This window comes from Amycolatopsis taiwanensis DSM 45107 (assembly GCF_000519205.1).
GTDB classification, from domain to species: Bacteria; Actinomycetota; Actinomycetes; order Mycobacteriales; family Pseudonocardiaceae; genus Amycolatopsis_E; species Amycolatopsis_E taiwanensis.
Map to the genome: position 1 here is coordinate 91,563 of NZ_JAFB01000019.1, position 17,204 is coordinate 108,766.

Consider the following 17,204-nt stretch of genomic DNA (forward strand, 5'->3'; position numbering starts at 1 on the left):
GATGGGACGGCGAAACGGTGTTGTGGTGGTAGGCGCGGGACTGGCCGGGCTGTCCGCGACGCTGCACCTGCTGGGCGCGGGCTTCGACGTCACGCTGTTGGAGCGCGAGGCGGGCCCCGGTGGCCGGGTGAGCCACCAGGACGGCTTCGACACCGGCGCGACCGTACTCACCATGCCCGAACTCGTCGACGAGGCGTTCGCCGCGGTGGGCGTGGCGAACCCGCTGCGGCTGCGCCGGCTGGACCCGGCCTACCGGGCGCACTTCGCCGACGGCAGCACGATCGACGTGCGGACCGGAGCCGAGGCGATGGAGGCGGAGATCCGCGCGTTCGCCGGTCCCCGTGAGGCCGCCGGCTACCGGAACCTGCGGAAGTGGCTGACCGAGCTTTACGCGGTGGAGAAGGACCATTTCATCGGCGCGAACTTCGACTCGCCGCTCGGCCTGCTCCGCCCCGAACTGCTCCGGCTCGCCGCGCTCGGCGGGTTCGACCGGCTGGACCGGCGGATCGGCCGGTTCCTCACCGACGCACGCCTGCGCCGGCTGTTCTCCTTCCAGGCGCTCTACGCCGGTCTCGATCCCCGCCGCGCCCTCGGTGCCTACGGCGTCATCCCGTACATGGACACCATCGCAGGCGTGTACTACCCCGACGGCGGGATGGGCCGGCTCCCCCAGGCGCTCGCCGACGCCGCGGAGCAGGCCGGTGCCCAGCTGAAGTTCGGCACCGAAGCCGCTTGGCTGGAGCGGGTTTCCTCCCGCGTAATGGCGGTGCGGACGCGCGCGGGCGAACGCCTCGCATGCGACGCGGTCGTGCTCGCCACCGAACTGGCCACCGCGTACCGGCTGCTCGGCAAGCGCCCCCGCCGTCCGTTTCCGCTGCGCTACTCGCCCTCGGCCGTGGTACTGCACGGCAAGGCGGCACGCGCGTGGCCGGCACTCGCACACCACACAATCTTCTTCGGCCACGCCTGGGAGGAGACCTTCACCGAGATCATCCGGAAGGGTTCGCTGATGAGCGATCCCTCGCTGCTGGTGACCCGGCCGCCGGGCGGATCCGCGGTGTCGGTGCTCGCGCCGGCGCCGAACCTGCACGCGGGCGCCATCGACTGGGCACGCATCGGCCCCGCCTACACCGGCGAACTGCTCCGCACCCTGGCCGCTCGCGGGCTCACCGGGTTCGACCGGGAGTTCGCCGTCACGGAGTTGGTCACACCGCAAGACTGGGCCGCGCGCGGGCTGGCCGCGGGCACGCCGTTCTCGCTGGCGCACACCTTCGGCCAGACCGGGCCGTTCCGCCCGCGAAACGTGGTGCGGGGCATCGAAAACGTGGCACTGGCCGGCTGCGGGACGATTCCCGGCGTCGGGATCCCGCCGGTGCTCATCTCCGGGCGTCTGGCGGCCGCCCGGATCGCCGGATCCGCCACTACACCCTTATGTCAACCCGCGGCAACCACGGTGACCACCACGCGCGCCGCCGCCAGGCCCCGCTATCGGGGCGGCGGGGCGCCATCACCGAGGACGTGACTTACTCCCCCATGGAGCGCCCCGTCGACGCGATCGCGGTCGCGCGCAGACTCGCGAAGGAACTGCCATGACGCCGGTGACGACGGGCCAGGGCGGCAGCACCCGTCTACGCTTGACGCCATGACGATCAGGCCCATCCGCATCGGAGTCCAGATACAGCCGCAGCACGCCGAGTACAAGGCGATCCGCGAAGCCGCGGCGCGGGCCGAGCAGCTCGGCGTGGACATCATCTTCAACTGGGACCATTTCTACCCGCTCTCGGGAGATCCCGACGGCCTGCACTTCGAGTGCTGGACCATGCTCGGCGCCTGGGCCGAGTCGACCTCCCGGGCCGAAATCGGCGCCCTGGTGACCTGCAACAGCTACCGCAATCCCGAACTGCTCGCCGACATGGCCCGCACCGTGGACCACATCAGTGACGGCCGGCTGGTCCTCGGCATCGGCGCCGGCTGGTTCGAAAAGGACTACGACGAGTACGGGTACGAGTTCGGCACCGCGGGCGGCCGGCTGAACGACCTGGCCGAGTCCCTGCCCCGGATCGAGACGCGGCTGGGCAAGCTGAACCCCCCGCCCACCCGGAAGATCCCGGTGCTGATCGGTGGCGGCGGCGAGAAGAAGACGCTACGGCTCGTGGCCAGGCATGCCGACATCTGGCACGGCTTCGGCGACGTGGAAACCTTCGAGCGCAAGGTGAAGATCCTCAAGGGACACTGCGCGGAGGTCGGCCGCGACTTCGCGGACATCGAGCTGTCCACCGGCGTCAACGGCGAGCCCGAGGAGCTCGGTCCCCAGCTACGCGAACGCGGCGCATCCTTGTTCACCGTCGGTGTCGGCGGCCCGGACTACGACTTCAGCGTGCTCCGCAAGTGGATCGCCTGGCGGGACGCCCAGAACTCCTGACAAGTAGCGGCAACGTAGTTCAGAACGCGAGATCAACATCCTGGGTAACGCCGAGCGACGCTGCACGGGGGCGGGGAGGCAGGCCGCCCCCGTGATCGACCGACAGGCGACAACGGAGGTCACGGCCTGGCTACCCGCACACGTTCTGAAATACAAGCAGCCAAGCCACCTTGCCGGCGCCGGCGGCAAGGTGGCTTTCTTGTCGGTGACGCCGGAGGAGCTAGAACGCCATGGCCTGGGCCCGGCGCTTGACCTCCGTGCCGTGGTTGGTACGCAACGCGTTGATGGGCGTGGCACCGGGTAACGAGTCGTCGGCCGTGTAGAGCCAGCGCAACATCTCGGTACGCGTGAAACCCGCGTCGGACAACACGGTCAACAGCCCCGCGAGGCCCTTGACCGGGGTGCCACCGGCGAGGAAGTCGGCCGGCACGAGCAGTTCGCCCGCCCTGCGGACGGCGAGCAAATGCCCGTCCCGCAACAGTTGCCGAACCTTGTTCAACGACAAGCCGAGCTCCACGCACACTTCTTTCAGGCCGAGCACGGCGACATCGGGACCGAGCACGTCATCAGCGACTGGAATCGCACTCACAGCTGACACTGTGCCACATTCCACGTCACAGATGGCAATATCGCGCTGGTGGCTTGACAAAACCTCAATCCGCGCAGGCCCGGCGCTCCGAGGCGCAGCCGGGTGGAAGGTGCCGAGTCGTTCACCACGTGCGGCGCGGTGTCCGTACCATCTGCAACCGTGACAACCACCGACACCGGTCTGGCCGGAACGCTACTGGAACGGCGTTACCGGGTCGATTCCCTGCTCGCCCGCGGCGGGATGTCCTCGGTGTACCGCGGCGCGGACACCCGGCTCGACCGTCCGGTCGCCATCAAGGTCATGGATCCGCGGTTCGCCGACGACCGGTCGTTCGTCGAGCGGTTCGAGCGGGAGGCCCGCTCGGCGGCCAAGTTCCACCACCCGCACGTCGTCACCGTGCACGACCAGGGCGTCGACGGCGACCACGTGTTCCTGGTGATGGAACTGGTCGACGGCGGCACCCTGCGCGACCTGCTCGAGCAGCAGGGCCGGCTCGATGTCGCGCTGGCACTGACGGTGACCGAGCAGATGCTCGAAGCGCTTTCCGCCGCGCACCACGCGGGCCTGGTGCACCGCGACGTCAAGCCGGAGAACGTGCTGATCGGGCGCGCCGGCACACCGCCGGTGGGGGTGGTCAAGGTCGCCGATTTCGGCCTGGTGCGCGCGGTGGCCAGCACCGGCGCCACCAGTTCGAGCGTCATCCTCGGCACCGTCGCCTATCTGTCGCCGGAACAGGTCACCTCGGGCGCTGCCGGGGAACGCGGGGACGTGTACTCGGCCGGTGTCGTCTTGTACGAGATGCTGACCGGCGAACCGCCCTACTCCGGGGACACCGCGATTTCGGTGGCCTACCGGCACGTCAACGACGACGTCCCGGCGCCCAGCACGGTCACGCCCGGCCTGCCCGCCGCGCTGGACGAGTTGGTGTTGCGCGCGACCCGGCGCGACCCCGAGGCCCGGCCCGCCGACGCGAGCGAGTTCCTGCAAGAGCTGCGCGCCCTCCGCGCCACCCTCGGCCTGCCACCGGTGGCCATCCCCGTACTGCCGGGCAAGGACCAGCAGGAGACGGCCGCCGAGCGCACGGTGTCGTTCTCCGCGGTGGGTGGCCCGCCACCGGCCGTCGGCCCGCGCGGGACCCGGGCGATGCCGCGGCACGCCCAGGCCGGGCCGCCCACGGCCGCGGCCGCACCACCGCCGGTGCCGCCGCACCCGTATTCGGCCGCGACCGGACGGCCGGGTTGGCGACCGGACCGGCCGATGGTGCTGCGCGCGCTCCTGGTGCTGGTGATCGCCGGGGTGATCGGCACGATCGTGTGGTGGTTCGCCGGCGGCGGCAAGAACATCGCCTCGGCGGTGGACGTGCCGCCGGTGGCCGGCATGGACCGGCCGACCGCTGAGAAGACCCTGCACGACAGGGGTTTTTCGGTCAAGGTCACGCAGCAGCCCAGCAACACGGTGACCGCGGGGCTGGCCATCGGCACCGATCCGACGGCGGGATCGTCGGCGCAGCCCGGCAGTCAGGTCGTGCTGCTGGTGTCCTCGGGCCGGCCGAAGGTGCCCGAGGTCATCGGCTCGGCCAAGGAGGCGGCCGAGTCGCTGATCGTGTCGCAACAGCTCAAGGCGGTGCACGACCCGGCCGCGGACCAGTACAGCACCACCGTGCCCAAGGACCGGGTGCTCAGCTTGAGCCCGCAGCCGGGCACGCCGGTGGACATCGGCACGACGGTCAGCTACGGCCTGTCCAAGGGCGTGCCGCCCACCCCGGTGCCGAACGTGGTCGGCAAGAGCCGGGAAGAGGCGTTCCAAGTCCTGCAGGCGCAAGGATTCCAGCCATTCGACGCCGGTGCCGAGTTCTCCCAGACGGTGCCCGCGGGCGCGGTCACCCGGACGAGCCCGGCCGCGGGCAGCCAGCTCGGCGACGGTGACGGGAAGCGGGTCGGCGTCGTCGTCTCCAACGCGGTCACCGTGCCCCAGCTGTTCGGCATGACCGTCCAGCAGGCGGTGCAGACCCTGACCAGCCTCGGGCTGGAGGCCAAGGGCGACGGGGGCGGCAACGGCAACGGACGGCGCGGATTCGGCCTCGTGGTCGGCCAGGACCCGCCGGCCGGAACACTGGTTCAGCAAGGTTCAAAAGTAAAGCTCCAAACATTTCCCTGAGGTCCCCTGAATGAGGTGTGAATTGTCGTTTTCAGACAATTGTCATCCTTTCGGGTGAATGGTGGTCAGCGTTAGCGTCGGTGAAACCTCCGCACTACGCTCGTGTCACGTCCATTTGGTCGAGTAGAGGACTACTGAACACCGACCACAGAAGGGTCACCATGGCTGGCCGCCAACTCAGCGGGCTCGACGTCGCTTTTTTGTGCTTAGAAGGCAAGACCACACCCATGCACATGGGTGCAGTGGTGATCTTTGACGCGCCTTCGGCGGTGTGCCCGGAACGACTTGCGAGGCTGCTCGCCGAGCGTGCCGCACGCATTCCCCGGTTACGTCGCCGCGTCGTTACCACCGTGTTTCCACCGGGTGGCGCCACCTGGACGGACGACACCGAATTCGATGCCCGGCAACATATCCACCAGCATCAGCTGGGTGAATTCTGCGAAGAAGATCCACTTACCGCCTATGCCGCCGAATGGATCGAACGACCGCTGGACCTGCGCCGCCCGCCGTGGAGCCTGCACGTGGTCACCGGCCTGCGTGACAACCGGTTCGCACTCCTGCTGAAACTGCACCACGCCTTCACCGACGGCGCCGGGGCCTTCGCGGTGGCGGCCGGCCTGCTGGACGAGCTTCCGTTCACCCGCACCGTGCTGGCGGCCACGGAACCGGCCGAGGACGAGCGGTCGCCGCTGGAGATGGTCAAGGACGGCATCGCCTCCGCGATCAGCGACGCGAGCACCGGTGCCGGCATCGCCTCCGCGGTGCTGCGCGCCGCCCGGCCCTACCAGCTCCCGCCGCTGGCGGCGCCCAACACCCCGAGCCGGCGCCTCGGGTTCGTCCGCCTGGATCTGGCTGACGTGCGCCAGATCCGGGCGGCGCACGGCGGCACCGTCAACGACGTCATCCTGGCCGTGCTGACCGGCGGCCTGCGCGAATGGATGATCAACCGGGGGCAGCGGGTCGAAGGCCGGACGTTGCGTGCGCTGATCCCGGTCAGCACCCGCGCCCGGGAAGCCGGCCCGGCGGCCAACCGGCTCTCCGGCTACCTGTGTGATCTGCCGGTGTACCTGGACGATCCGGTGCGCCGGCTGGCCGGGATCCACCGCGCGATGAACCGCAACAAGGCGGCCGGCCCGCTCTCCGGTCCCGGCGCGGTGCCCATCCTCGCCGAACGGATACCCGCGCCGGTACACCGCCTGGCCACCCACGTGGTCGGACATGCGGCCGGGCTGCTGTTCGACACGGTGATCACCAACGTGCCGCTGCCCAAGTGCGAGCTCAGTCTCGACGGCGCACCGCTGGGAGAGGTCTACCCGTTGGTACCGCTGGCCCCGCGCAGCGCGCTGGGCATCGCGGCCGCCGTCTACCGGGACAGCGTCCACATTGGACTACAGGCGAACGGGGACGCCGTCGCTGACACAGGGTCACTCGGGGACGCGGTGCTCAAGTCCGCGGCTGCTCTATACGAGCGATCGGTCTCAACATAGCGCTAGCGTTCAGTCATGATTGGTCCATGCCGGTTCCCCAACCAGAGTGGCTTCCCCTTGCCACGAAAAGCGCGCTCATCGTGCCCGTGCCCGAGACCGACCAGTTGGTCGCCTCGCACCGGCAGGCGCTGAGCCGGAAGCCGACTGCGAGCGTTCCCGCGCATGTCACCGTGCTCTACCCGTTCGTGCCGCCGCGCCGGATCTGCGACGGCACGATCGCCGGCATCGAGGCCGCACTGGCCGGTTTCGGTGCGTTCGACTGCGTTTTCTCACAGGTCAAGTGGTTCGACGACGAGGTCGTGTGGCTCGAACCCAAGCCGGACGCACACTTCCGCGCACTCACCAAGGCGATGTGCGAGCGCTTTCCCGCGCACCCGCCCTACGCCGGAGAACATCCCAACACCGTCCCGCACCTGACGGTGGTGGACAGCCGCACCGGCGACCCGGAAAGCAAACGCAAGGCCGCCGCCGACATCTCCGCCGTGCTCCCCATCCACGCCCGGATCGACCGGGTACGGCTGGTCGCCGGAGACGACCAGCACGGCCCCTGGCGCACCATCACCGAGTTCACCTTGCGGGACCGCTAGGTAGTTTTCAAAGCGGCGGAGCCGCTTGCGGTGGGCCGTCCACTTGCTACCCGAACCGCCACGCAAACCACGTCAAACAGTCTCTGATCACCGGAGAGGACCGCTGATCACCCACAGGTGCCCGAAAGGATCCTTCACCCTGCCTTGCCGCTTGCCATACGGGCGGTTGTCGACCGGGATCACGAGCTCTGCCCCCAGCTGCACCATACGATCCGCTGTCGCATCCGGGTCGGACACGTTGGCGGTGAGGAGGACGGGTGAGCCGCCCACCGATTCGGGATCGTTCCATCCCCACTGTGCGACGCTCTGCGCCAACGCGAGGATCGCCGATCCCACCCTGAGTTCGGCGTGGTTCACGATGCCCTGATCGTCCGCTACGCGGGAGGTCAACGTGGCGCCCAGGGCCTTGGTGTAGAAGTCGATCGCCGCATCGGCATCCGACACGAGCAACTTGGGGTGGAGTTCACTTGTCATGGCTGGAATGATCACGCGGAAGGACGTTGCCAGCCTTGTAGATTTCGGCCTTCCTCCGCGAGCCACGCGGTCGGCGTGGTCTGCATGAGGTCGTTGAAGTCGCGCACGAGGTGACTCTGGTCGTGGTAGGCGCTCTCGGCGGCGACCTGGGCCCAGGAGTCCGCCCCGTCGCCGGCCCGGCTGACGGCGGCCGCCAACCGCGCGACACGGGACGCGAACTTCGGGCCGATCCCGAGTGTGCGCCGCATCACGTGCCGCAAGCGACGTGGGCTCAGGTGTGCATGTCGAGCCAGATTCTCCACGGATATCCGCCCGCGACTCGCTCCGATGATCTTCAGTGCGCCGAGGGCGTCTTCGGACACGTCGAGCCGGCCGGCTCCGGCAAGGCGATCGAGGAGACGCACTCGCATGAGCGACGCGCGTCGGTCGGCTGGGTGGTCTGCCAACTCCTCGCTCAGCCAAGTCGCCCACGGCAGGAGAGCGTCAGCGCTGACACCACCCGCGTCGACTTCGCTGAGTGGCATTCCGGTGAGACGTTGGATTGCCGAGGGAGACAGGTCGACGTACACCATCGGCTGGTGCGCCTGCAGGATGAGGGATGGCGTGGCCACCCCGGGCCGCATCAGGCCGGCAACGACCGCCTGCAGGTGTCGGGCATGCCCGTCGTACCGAACTTCGATGGGAGTGCCCAGGCTCAGCACCAGTCGGGCGGACAGAGCCGGGATGGCCCTGTGCAGGCGGGGCCGCCCGACGTGCTCGCTGGCCGCGACCACACCGATGCCCGCCGCACGACAGGTCTGGAGCAGATCCACCTCTAGCCGCGGAGCATTTCCGCGACGAGGAAGGCGAGTTCGAGTGACTGCTGGGTGTTGAGGCGCGGGTCGCAGGCGGTCTCGTAGCGGCCCGCGAGGTCGAGATCCGAGATTTCCTGGGCCCCGCCGAGACATTCGGTGACGTCCTCGCCGGTCAGCTCGACGTGGATGCCACCGGGATAGGTGCCCAGCTTGTGGTGCACCTCGAAGAAGCCCTGCACCTCGTCGATGATCCGGTCGAAGTGGCGGGTCTTGTAGCCGGTCGAGGACTCGTGCGTGTTGCCGTGCATGGGGTCGCACTGCCAGATCACCTTGTGCCCGGTGGCCTCTACCTTTTCCACGATGGCCGGAAGCACCTCGCGCACCTTTCCGTTGCCCATGCGCGAGATCAGCGTCAGCCGGCCCGGCTGGTTGTGCGGGTCGAGCCGGTGCACGTACTCCACCGCCTGATCCGGTGTGGTGGTGGGGCCGATCTTCACCCCGATCGGGTTGGCCAGCAGCTCGGCGAAGGCGATGTGCGCGCCGTCGAGCTGGCGGGTCCGCTCGCCGATCCACAGGTAGTGGGAAGAAAGGTTGTACAGCTTCGGGTTCGCCGAATCGGCGTTGTCCATCCGCAGCAGCGCGCGCTCGTAGTCCAGCAGCAGCGCCTCGTGGCTGGCGAAGATCTCCGTTGAGTGCAACGAGGTGTCGGTGACCCCGCAGGCGCTCATGAACCGCAGGCCGCGGTCGATCTCGGCGGCCAGCGTCTCGTACCGCTCACCCGCCGGTGAGGTACGCACGAAGTCCTTGTTCCAGTCGTGCACCTTGGCCAGATCCGCCATGCCCGACCCGGTGAGCGCGCGGAGCAGGTTCATCGCCGCACCCGAGTTGGCGTACGCGCGGATCATGCGGCTGGGGTCGGGTACCCGCAGTTCCGGCTTGGCCACCAACGAGTTGACGATATCGCCGCGGTAGACCGGCAGGCCCAGGGCGTCGGTGGCCGCCGAGCGTGGCTTGGCGTACTGGCCGCCGATCCGGCTGATCTTGACCACCGGCAGGCTCGCCCCGTAGGTGAGCACGACGGCCATCTGCAGGAGCGTGCGCAGGTTCGCGCGGATGTGCGGCTCGGTGTTCGACTCGAAGGTCTCCGCACAGTCGCCGCCCTGCAACATGAACGCCTCCCCGCGGGCGACCATGGCCAGCCGCTCGCGGAGCCGGTCGATCTCCACCGGCACGGTGATCGGCGGCACACTCTCCAGCACCGCGCGCACCCGGCGGGTGATCTCGGGGTCCGGCCACTCCGGCTGCTGCGCCGCGGGGCGGGCCAGCGCGTCGTCGAGACGCGCACGCAGGTCCGGTGGCAGCGGCGGCAACTCGGGGAGGGTGTCGACGGGGACGTCCACGGTCCAGTTCACGCTGACCAGGATATGGGGTCCTTCGCGCACCCGGCCATCGGGACAACCCGGCCGGGGCGTCCGTCACGACGCGGCGGCCCGCTGGTACAGGGCCTGCGCGTCCGAACCGAAGTACGGGCCGAGCAGGTACCCCGGCAGGAAGCCGTAGCCGAAGCTGTTCACCGAGTTCTGCACGCCGGTGCCGCTCTCGGGATCGAAGTTCACCAACCACGGCCCACCGCTCGATCCGCCGGTCATGTCGCATCGCAGGACGTTGTCCTTGCTGATCACGGGGTCGACCAACGCGGTGCCGGAGCAGTAGATCAGCTTGGTACCGTCGAACGGGCTTTCCGCGGGGTAACCGAAACTGTACGTCCGCTGGAGGCGCGCCTGGTTGAACGCGATTCCCTGAGCACCCACGACATCGGTGAGGCGCCGGCCCCCGAGCGGGTTCACCACCGCGGCGCCGACGTCGTAGGTGAGGTCCTCACTGGCTTCCCATTGCGGGGTGGTCAACGTCTCCTTCGCGGTCCATTTCCCGTACGGGGCGTTGCCGTTGCGGTAGCCCGGCACGAAAACCCAGTCGGTATGCCAACTTCCCTGATATTTCACGCAGTGCCCGGCGGTCATCACGACACTTCTGTTATCGCTTGTCACCGCGTTCGCGCTGCAGGACGCCCTGGCGCCGTGGAACAGGAAGAACACCCGCCCGCTGGTCCTGCTGACCTTGCCGCCACCGGTCCAGGAGCTGCCGGGGTTCGACGGCCCCACCGGCGGGACCAGCGACGGCGAACCCGCCGTCGGCTGGTCCAGCGCCCCGCCGGCCGTCTGAAGTGGACCATCGAGCGGGGTGGCCGCCCGCATGTTCTCCGGTGTCCAGAAGTCCGCGTCGGCAACGGTGCCGGACAGCTCATGGACCGCCCCGCGCTGCGCCGCCTGCGCCGGCATGGCCACGGTCATACCGAGCGCGGCCAACGCGACCGCCGCCCATGTCTTCCACCGGCGAGTCGTCAGACCACCGCCAGCGGTAGCGCGGCCGGATGCACCGGGGCCGGCAGATCCGAACCGCCGGTGAGGTAGGTGTCCACCGCGTTCGCGACCGAACGGCCTTCCGCGATCGCCCACACCACGAGGGAAGCGCCGCGGTGGGCGTCCCCGCAGACGAACACGCCGGGCGCGTCGGTCTGCCAGTCGGAACCGCAGGAGACCGTCCCCCGCTGGGTCAGCTTCAGGCCGAGGTCGTCGAGCAGCCGCATCTCCTCGACACCGTCGAACCCGATCGCCAACAGCACCAGGTCCGCCGGGATCAGCTCGGTCTCGTCCCCGACCGGCACCACCTCGCGCCGGCCCGTCTCCCGATCCCGCGACACCCGTACCGGCTGCAGTTCGATGGCACGCACGTGCCCGCTCTCGTCACCGATGAACCGCTTCACCGCGACCCCGAACTTCCGTTCCCCGCCCTCCTCGTGCGCGGGGTAGGTGCGCAGCACGTACGGCCAGGTCGGCCACGGCGAGCGGTCGTCGTCGCGGCTGGTCGGCGGCATCGGGTACTGGTCGAGCTGAGTCACCGAGAGCGCGCCCTGGCGGGTCGACGTGCCGTAGCAGTCGGCACCGGTGTCCCCGCCGCCGATGACCACCACGTGCTTGCCCTCCGCGGTGATCTCCGGCGGGCCGTCCCCCTCGCACTGCCGGTTCGCCTGGACCAGGTGCTCCATCGCCAGGTGGATGCCCGCGAGCTCACGCCCAGGGGTCGTGGTGTCGTCCCGGCCGCGCAACGCGCCGACCGCCAGCACCACCGCGTCGTAGGAGGCGCGCAGCTCCTCGACGGTGACGTGCACCCCGACCTCGCAGGAGGTCACGAACTTCGTGCCCTCCTTCTTCAGTTGTGCCAGCCGCTTGTCGAGATGCCTCTTCTCCATCTTGAACGCGGGGATGCCATACCGGAGCAGCCCGCCGAGCCGGTCGTCCCGCTCGAAAACGGTGACCTCGTGGCCCGCCCGGGTCAGCTGCTGCGCGGCCGCCAGGCCGGCCGGCCCGGACCCGACCACCGCCACCCGCTGCCCGGAGGACACCTCGGCGATCTGCGGCTCGCAGAGACCCAGCTCCCACGACTTCGCCGCGATCGTTTCCTCGATCCGTTTGATGGCCACCGGTCCGCCGGAGGCCGGCGAGATCGACAGCACGCACCCCGCCTCACACGGTGCCGGGCACAGCTTCCCGGTGAACTCCGGGAAGTTGTTGGTCGCGTGCAACCGCTCGCTCGCGGCCACCCAGTGGCCCTGGCGCACCAGGTCGTTCCACTCCGGAATCAGGTTGCCCAGCGGGCAGCCCGCGCTGCCCGAGTGACAGAACGGGATGCCGCAGTCCATGCACCGGGTCGTCTGGACGCGCACCTGCTTGTCGCGCTCCGCCGGATCGAGGTCGGCGTACACCTCACGCCAGTCCGTCACCCGCTCGTCACGTGGGCGCTTCTTGGCATCCGTACGCTCGAACTTCAAGAAGCCCTTGGGATCAGCCACGGGCTACCTCCATGATCGCCTCGTCCAGGTCACGGCCGCTGGCCTTGGCCACCTTCATCGCCTCCAGGACGCGGGCGTAGTCGCGCGGCATCACCTTGGTGAACGCCGCCGACCGGCGCGGCCAGTCGCCGAGCAGCGAGGCGGCCACGGTCGAGGAGGTCAGCTCGTGGTGCCGGGTGACGATTTCCTTGAGCCAGTCGAAGTCCTCGGCCTCCAGCGGCAGCAACTCGACCATTTCCCGGTTCACGTCGGCGAAGTCGAGATCGAGGACGTAGGAGATGCCGCCGGACATGCCCGCGGCCAGGTTGCGCCCGGTCGGCCCGAGCACGACGGCCCGCCCGCCGGTCATGTACTCGAAGGCGTGGTCCCCCACCCCTTCGGCGACCACGACGGCGCCCGAGTTCCGCACGCAGAACCGCTCGCCGACCTGGCCGCGCAGGAACATCTCGCCGCCGGTCGCGCCGTAGGCGAGGGTGTTGCCCGCGATCACCTGCCGTTCGGCGGCGAAGGTCGCGTCCGGGTGCGGGCGCACGACGATCCGTCCGCCCGAAAGGCCCTTGCCCACGTAGTCGTTGGCGTCGCCGATCAGCTCCAGCGTGATGCCACGCGGCAGGAACGCGCCCAGCGACTGGCCCGCGGATCCGGTCAACCGCACGTGGATGGTGCCGTCGGGCAGGCCCTCCCCGCCGTAGCGCCGGGTGATCTCCGAGCCCAGCAGCGTGCCCACGGTGCGGTTCACGTTGCGCACCGGCAGTTCCAGCCGGACCGGGTAGGCGTCCTCCAGTGCCGCCTCGGCCAGCTGGATCAGCGTGCGGTCGAGTGCACGGTCCAGGCCGTGATCCTGCTCGCGGGTCTTGTGCCGCGCGCCGCCGTAGGGGCTCTCGGTGGGCATCTGGAAGATCGGCCGGAGATCCATGCCCTCGGTCTTCCAGTGCTCGACCGCCTCGTCGGTGTCCAGCACGTCGGCCCGCCCGATCGCCTCGTCCAGCGAACGGAAGCCCAGCGAGGCAAGCAGTTCCCGCACCTCCTGCGCGACGAACCGGAAATAGTTCACCACGTGCTCGGCCTGCCCGGTGTAGCGCTTACGCAACTCCGGGCTCTGCGTGGCGACGCCGACCGGGCAGGTGTCCAGGTGGCAGACGCGCATCATGATGCAGCCTTCGACCACGAGTGGCGCGGTGGCGAAGCCGTACTCCTCCGCGCCGAGCAGCGCGGCGATCACCACGTCCCTGCCGGTCTTCATCGAGCCGTCCACCTGCACGGTGATCCGGTCCCGCAAACCGTTGAGCAGCAACGTCTGCTGGGTCTCGGCGAGCCCGATCTCCCACGGCGTTCCGGCGTGCTTGAGCGAGTTCAGCGGCGAGGCGCCGGTGCCGCCGTCGTGCCCGGAAATGAGCACCACATCGGCATGCGCCTTCGACACCCCGGCCGCCACTGTGCCGACACCTAGCGTGCTGACCAGCTTGACGTGGATGCGCGCGCGTTCGTTGGCGTTCTTCAGGTCGTGGATCAGCTGCGCCAGATCCTCGATGGAGTAGATGTCGTGGTGCGGCGGCGGCGAAATCAGGCCGACCCCGGGGGTGGAGTGCCGCGTCCGCGCGATCCACGGGTACACCTTGTTCGGCGGCAGCTGGCCGCCCTCGCCGGGCTTGGCGCCCTGCGCCATCTTGATCTGGATGTCGTCGGCGTTCACCAGGTACTCACTGGTCACGCCGAACCGTCCACTCGCGACCTGTTTGATAGCGCTGCGGCGTTCCGGGTCGTACAGCCGCTCCGCGTCCTCGCCGCCCTCACCGGTGTTGGAGCGCCCGCCGATCCGGTTCATCGCGATCGCCAGCGTCTGGTGTGCCTCCGCGGAGATCGAACCGTAGGACATCGCGCCGGTGTTGAACCGCTTGCAGATCGACTCGATCGACTCCACCTCGTCGATGGGGACCGGCTTGCGCTCCTGGAAGGAGAACATCCCGCGCAGCAGGCCGCCTTCCCGGGCCAGCCGGTGCACTTCATCGGCGTAGGCCCGGTAGACCTCCTCGCGGCGGGTCTTGGTCGCATGCTGGAGCAGGAACACCGTCTCCGGCGTGAACAGGTGCAGTTCGCCTTCGCGGCGGTAGGCGTATTCGCCACCGCTTTCGAGCCGGCGATGCACCCGGTCGGTCGGGTTTTCCGGATAGGCCCGGCGGTGCCGGATCGCGACCTCCTCGGCCAGCACGTCCAGGCCGACGCCGCCGAGCTTCGACACGGTGCCGGTGAAGTACTCGTCGAGCACGTCCTGGGACAGGCCGAAGGACTCGAAGACCTGCGCCGCGGTGTAGGCACCCACGGTCGAGATGCCCATCTTCGACATGATCTTCAGTACGCCCTTGACGAGCGCCTTGACGTAGTTGCGAATCGCCTGGCGCGGCTCGATTCCGGTGAGCACGCCCTGGGCGATCATGTCCTCGATGGACTCGAAGGCCAGGTACGGGTTGACCGCCGCGGCGCCGTAGCCGAGCAGCAGCGCGACGTGGTGCACCTCGCGGGCGTCGCCGGTTTCCACCACGAGCGCCACCCGCAGGCGCTCCCGGGTCCGCACCAGGTGGTGATGCACGGCGGAAACCAGCAGCAGCGACGGGATCGGCGCCATCCGGTGGTCGGAGTCGCGGTCGGACAGCACCAGCGTGCGGGCGCCCGCGGCGATCGCCTCGGAGGCCTCGCGGCGCACCCGCTCGACCGCCGCCGCCAGCGCCTTCCCACCACCGTCCACTTCGAACAGTCCGGACAGGACGGTGCAGGCGTACCCGGGCAGGTCGCCGTCGTCGTTGATGTGGATCAGCTTGGCGAGCTCGTCGTTGTCGATCACCGGCGTGGGCAGCTGGATGTGCCGGCAGCTGGCCGGACCCGGGCCGAGCAGGTTGCCTTCGGGCCCCATGATCCGGCTCATCGAGGTGACCAGTTCCTCGCGGATCGCGTCCAGCGGCGGGTTGGTCACCTGTGCGAAGCCCTGCTTGAAGTACTCGTAGAGCTGCCGGGACCGCTTGGACAGCACGGCCGGCGGGGTGTCCGTGCCCATCGACCCGATCGGCTCGGCGCCCTTGCAGGTCATGGGCGCGAGCAGGATCTTCAGCTCCTCCTCGGTGTAGCCGAACGACTGCTGGCGCCGGAGCACCGAGTCGTGGCTCTGCGTGACGTGGTCACGGCCGGGCAGGTCGGCCAGCTGGAGCAGCCCCGCGTGCAACCATTCGCCGTACGGCTGCTTGCGCGCGAGCTCGCTCTTTATCTCGTCGTCGTTGACGATCTTGCCGGCCTCGGTGTCCACCAGGAACATCCGGCCCGGCTTGAGCCGGCCCTTCGCCACCACCTCGTCCGGCGGTACGTCGAGCACGCCCGCCTCGCTGGCCAGCACGACACGGTCGTCGGCGGTGCGCCACCAGCGGGCGGGGCGCAGGCCGTTGCGGTCCAGCACCGCGCCGACGAGCGCGCCGTCGGTGAACGTCACGCACGCCGGCCCGTCCCACGGTTCCATCAGGCTGGCGTGGAACTGGTAGAACGCGCGGCGGTGCGAATCCATCGTGTCGTGGTTCTCCCACGCCTCCGGGATCATCATCAGCACCGCGTGTGGCAGGCTGCGGCCGCCCAGGTGCAGCAGTTCGAGGACCTCGTCGAAGGACGCCGAGTCCGACGCCTCGGGCGAACAGATCGGGTACAGCCGGGAAAGGTCGGCCGGGATCAGGTCCGACTCCAGCAGCGCCTCGCGGGCGCGCATCCGGTTCCGGTTGCCGCGGATGGTGTTGATCTCGCCGTTGTGCGCGACGAACCGAAAGGGATGAGCCAGCGGCCACGACGGGAAGGTGTTCGTGGAAAACCGGCTGTGCACCAAGGCGATCGCGCTCACCAGACGCTCGTCGCGCAGGTCGGAGAACAGCGCCGGGAGCTGGTCGGGGGTGACCATTCCCTTGTAGACCAACGTGCGCGCCGACAGCGACGGGAAGTAGGTGCCGCAGCCCGCGGGCAGGCTCTCGTTTTCGGCGCGCTTGCGCAGGCAGAAGGCCAGCCGGTCGAGCTCGATGCCGGCCGGGCGCACCCCGTCCCCGTCCGGTTTGCCGGCCAGGAAAAGCATGGCGAAGTGCGGCATGACCGAGCGGGCGCTCGGCCCGATGCCGGCGGCGTCGGGGTCGGCCGGCACCTCGCGCCAGCCGAGCACGTCGAGGTTCTCCTCCTCGGCGAGGCGCTCGATCAGGCCGATGGCCTTGTTCCGCTGCTCGGGGTCGACCGGCAGGAACGCGATGCCGGCCGCGTAGGAGCCGGGCGCGGGCAGGTCGAAGCCCGCCTGGCTGCGCAGGAACTCGTCGGGCAGCTGGATGAGGATGCCGGCACCGTCGCCGGAGGTGGGCTCGGCCCCCGCCGCGCCGCGGTGGTTGAGGTTGGTCAACGCCGTCAGCCCGTCGGTGATCGTCCGATGGCTACGCCGGCCACGGATGTCGGCCACCATGGCGACACCACAGGAATCCTGTTCGGTCGCCGGGTCATACAGACCCTGCCTGTCCGGGATGGCGGAGAAGATCATGCGGGGACCTCCTTCGTCGTCTTCGTGCTCAGTTGGGAAAATCCCCCGGTTGGAGCGGTGCTCGGGACGACGATGGCCCGCCAATTAGCGCGACCTTAACACCCAGGAAACACGACGGCACCCGTCCGCGGTGTGGATTTTCTCATCACTCGGTAACGATCTGGCTGCGACGAACGACGTCGTTCTTGATGGGCGAGTCCGGGATGGACCCCGTCAAGTGTAGCGCCACCCAAGCTCGCCA

Annotated in this window: 12 protein-coding genes; 5 read left to right on the forward strand and 7 right to left on the reverse strand. The window is 69.3% G+C overall.

Features of this window, described 5'->3' with window-relative positions; all coding sequences use genetic code 11:
- The first annotated feature begins 1 nt into the window (after window position 1).
- Window positions 2-1,522, forward strand: a complete 1,521-nt coding sequence (crtI, locus tag A3CU_RS45020; protein ID WP_052371775.1) for a phytoene desaturase family protein — start codon at window positions 2-4, stop codon at window positions 1,520-1,522.
- A 120-nt stretch (window positions 1,523-1,642) separates the two neighbouring features.
- Window positions 1,643-2,422 (forward strand): LLM class F420-dependent oxidoreductase, encoded by a 780-nt coding sequence (locus A3CU_RS0116325; RefSeq protein WP_027943218.1) that lies wholly within the window; start codon window positions 1,643-1,645, stop codon window positions 2,420-2,422.
- 220 nt (window positions 2,423-2,642) lie between these two features.
- Here A3CU_RS0116325 and A3CU_RS0116330 read toward each other — a convergent pair whose 3' ends face one another.
- Window positions 2,643-3,011, reverse strand: coding sequence for an Rv2175c family DNA-binding protein (locus A3CU_RS0116330; RefSeq protein ID WP_027943219.1), 369 nt, complete (start codon window positions 3,009-3,011; stop codon window positions 2,643-2,645).
- Window positions 3,012-3,170: 159 nt separating this feature from the next.
- On the opposite strand from A3CU_RS0116330, the gene pknB reads away from it, so the two are divergent.
- From pknB to A3CU_RS45025, 3 genes are all read left to right on the forward strand, one after another.
- Entirely contained in the window at window positions 3,171-5,168 is a 1,998-nt protein-coding gene (gene pknB, locus A3CU_RS0116335; protein WP_027943220.1) for a Stk1 family PASTA domain-containing Ser/Thr kinase, read from the forward strand.
- 161 nt (window positions 5,169-5,329) lie between these two features.
- Window positions 5,330-6,655 carry a wax ester/triacylglycerol synthase family O-acyltransferase gene (locus A3CU_RS0116340; RefSeq protein ID WP_084143303.1) on the forward strand — a complete coding sequence of 442 codons (1,326 nt, stop codon included), beginning with the start codon at window positions 5,330-5,332 and terminating at the stop codon, window positions 6,653-6,655.
- 26 nt (window positions 6,656-6,681) lie between these two features.
- A complete protein-coding gene (locus tag A3CU_RS45025; protein ID WP_043841316.1) occupies window positions 6,682-7,242 on the forward strand; it encodes a 2'-5' RNA ligase family protein in 561 nt (186 codons plus the stop codon).
- Window positions 7,243-7,329: 87 nt separating this feature from the next.
- Here A3CU_RS45025 and A3CU_RS0116350 read toward each other — a convergent pair whose 3' ends face one another.
- The 6 genes from A3CU_RS0116350 to gltB form a co-directional block, all read right to left on the reverse strand.
- Complete coding sequence (locus tag A3CU_RS0116350; protein ID WP_211246433.1) at window positions 7,330-7,731, reverse strand: VOC family protein; 402 nt, start codon at window positions 7,729-7,731, stop codon at window positions 7,330-7,332.
- Window positions 7,728-8,528 carry a helix-turn-helix domain-containing protein gene (locus tag A3CU_RS0116355; protein ID WP_027943223.1) on the reverse strand — a complete coding sequence of 267 codons (801 nt, stop codon included), beginning with the start codon at window positions 8,526-8,528 and terminating at the stop codon, window positions 7,728-7,730. The genes A3CU_RS0116350 and A3CU_RS0116355 overlap by 4 nt, the downstream gene beginning before the upstream one ends.
- A gap of 2 nt (window positions 8,529-8,530) precedes the next feature.
- The gene (locus A3CU_RS0116360) at window positions 8,531-9,922 is read right to left on the reverse strand and encodes a class II 3-deoxy-7-phosphoheptulonate synthase (protein WP_245617120.1); all 1,392 of its coding nucleotides are present in this window, start codon (window positions 9,920-9,922) and stop codon (window positions 8,531-8,533) included.
- A 63-nt stretch (window positions 9,923-9,985) separates the two neighbouring features.
- Entirely contained in the window at window positions 9,986-10,849 is an 864-nt protein-coding gene (locus tag A3CU_RS0116365; protein ID WP_245617121.1) for a trypsin-like serine peptidase, read from the reverse strand.
- 62 nt (window positions 10,850-10,911) lie between these two features.
- A complete protein-coding gene (locus tag A3CU_RS0116370; RefSeq protein WP_027943226.1) occupies window positions 10,912-12,420 on the reverse strand; it encodes a glutamate synthase subunit beta in 1,509 nt (502 codons plus the stop codon).
- On the reverse strand, window positions 12,413-16,963 hold the full coding sequence (gltB, locus tag A3CU_RS0116375; RefSeq protein WP_027943227.1) for a glutamate synthase large subunit: 4,551 nt from the start codon (window positions 16,961-16,963) through the stop codon (window positions 12,413-12,415). Before gltB ends, A3CU_RS0116370 begins: the two co-directional genes overlap by 8 nt.
- Window positions 16,964-17,204 lie beyond the last annotated feature (241 nt).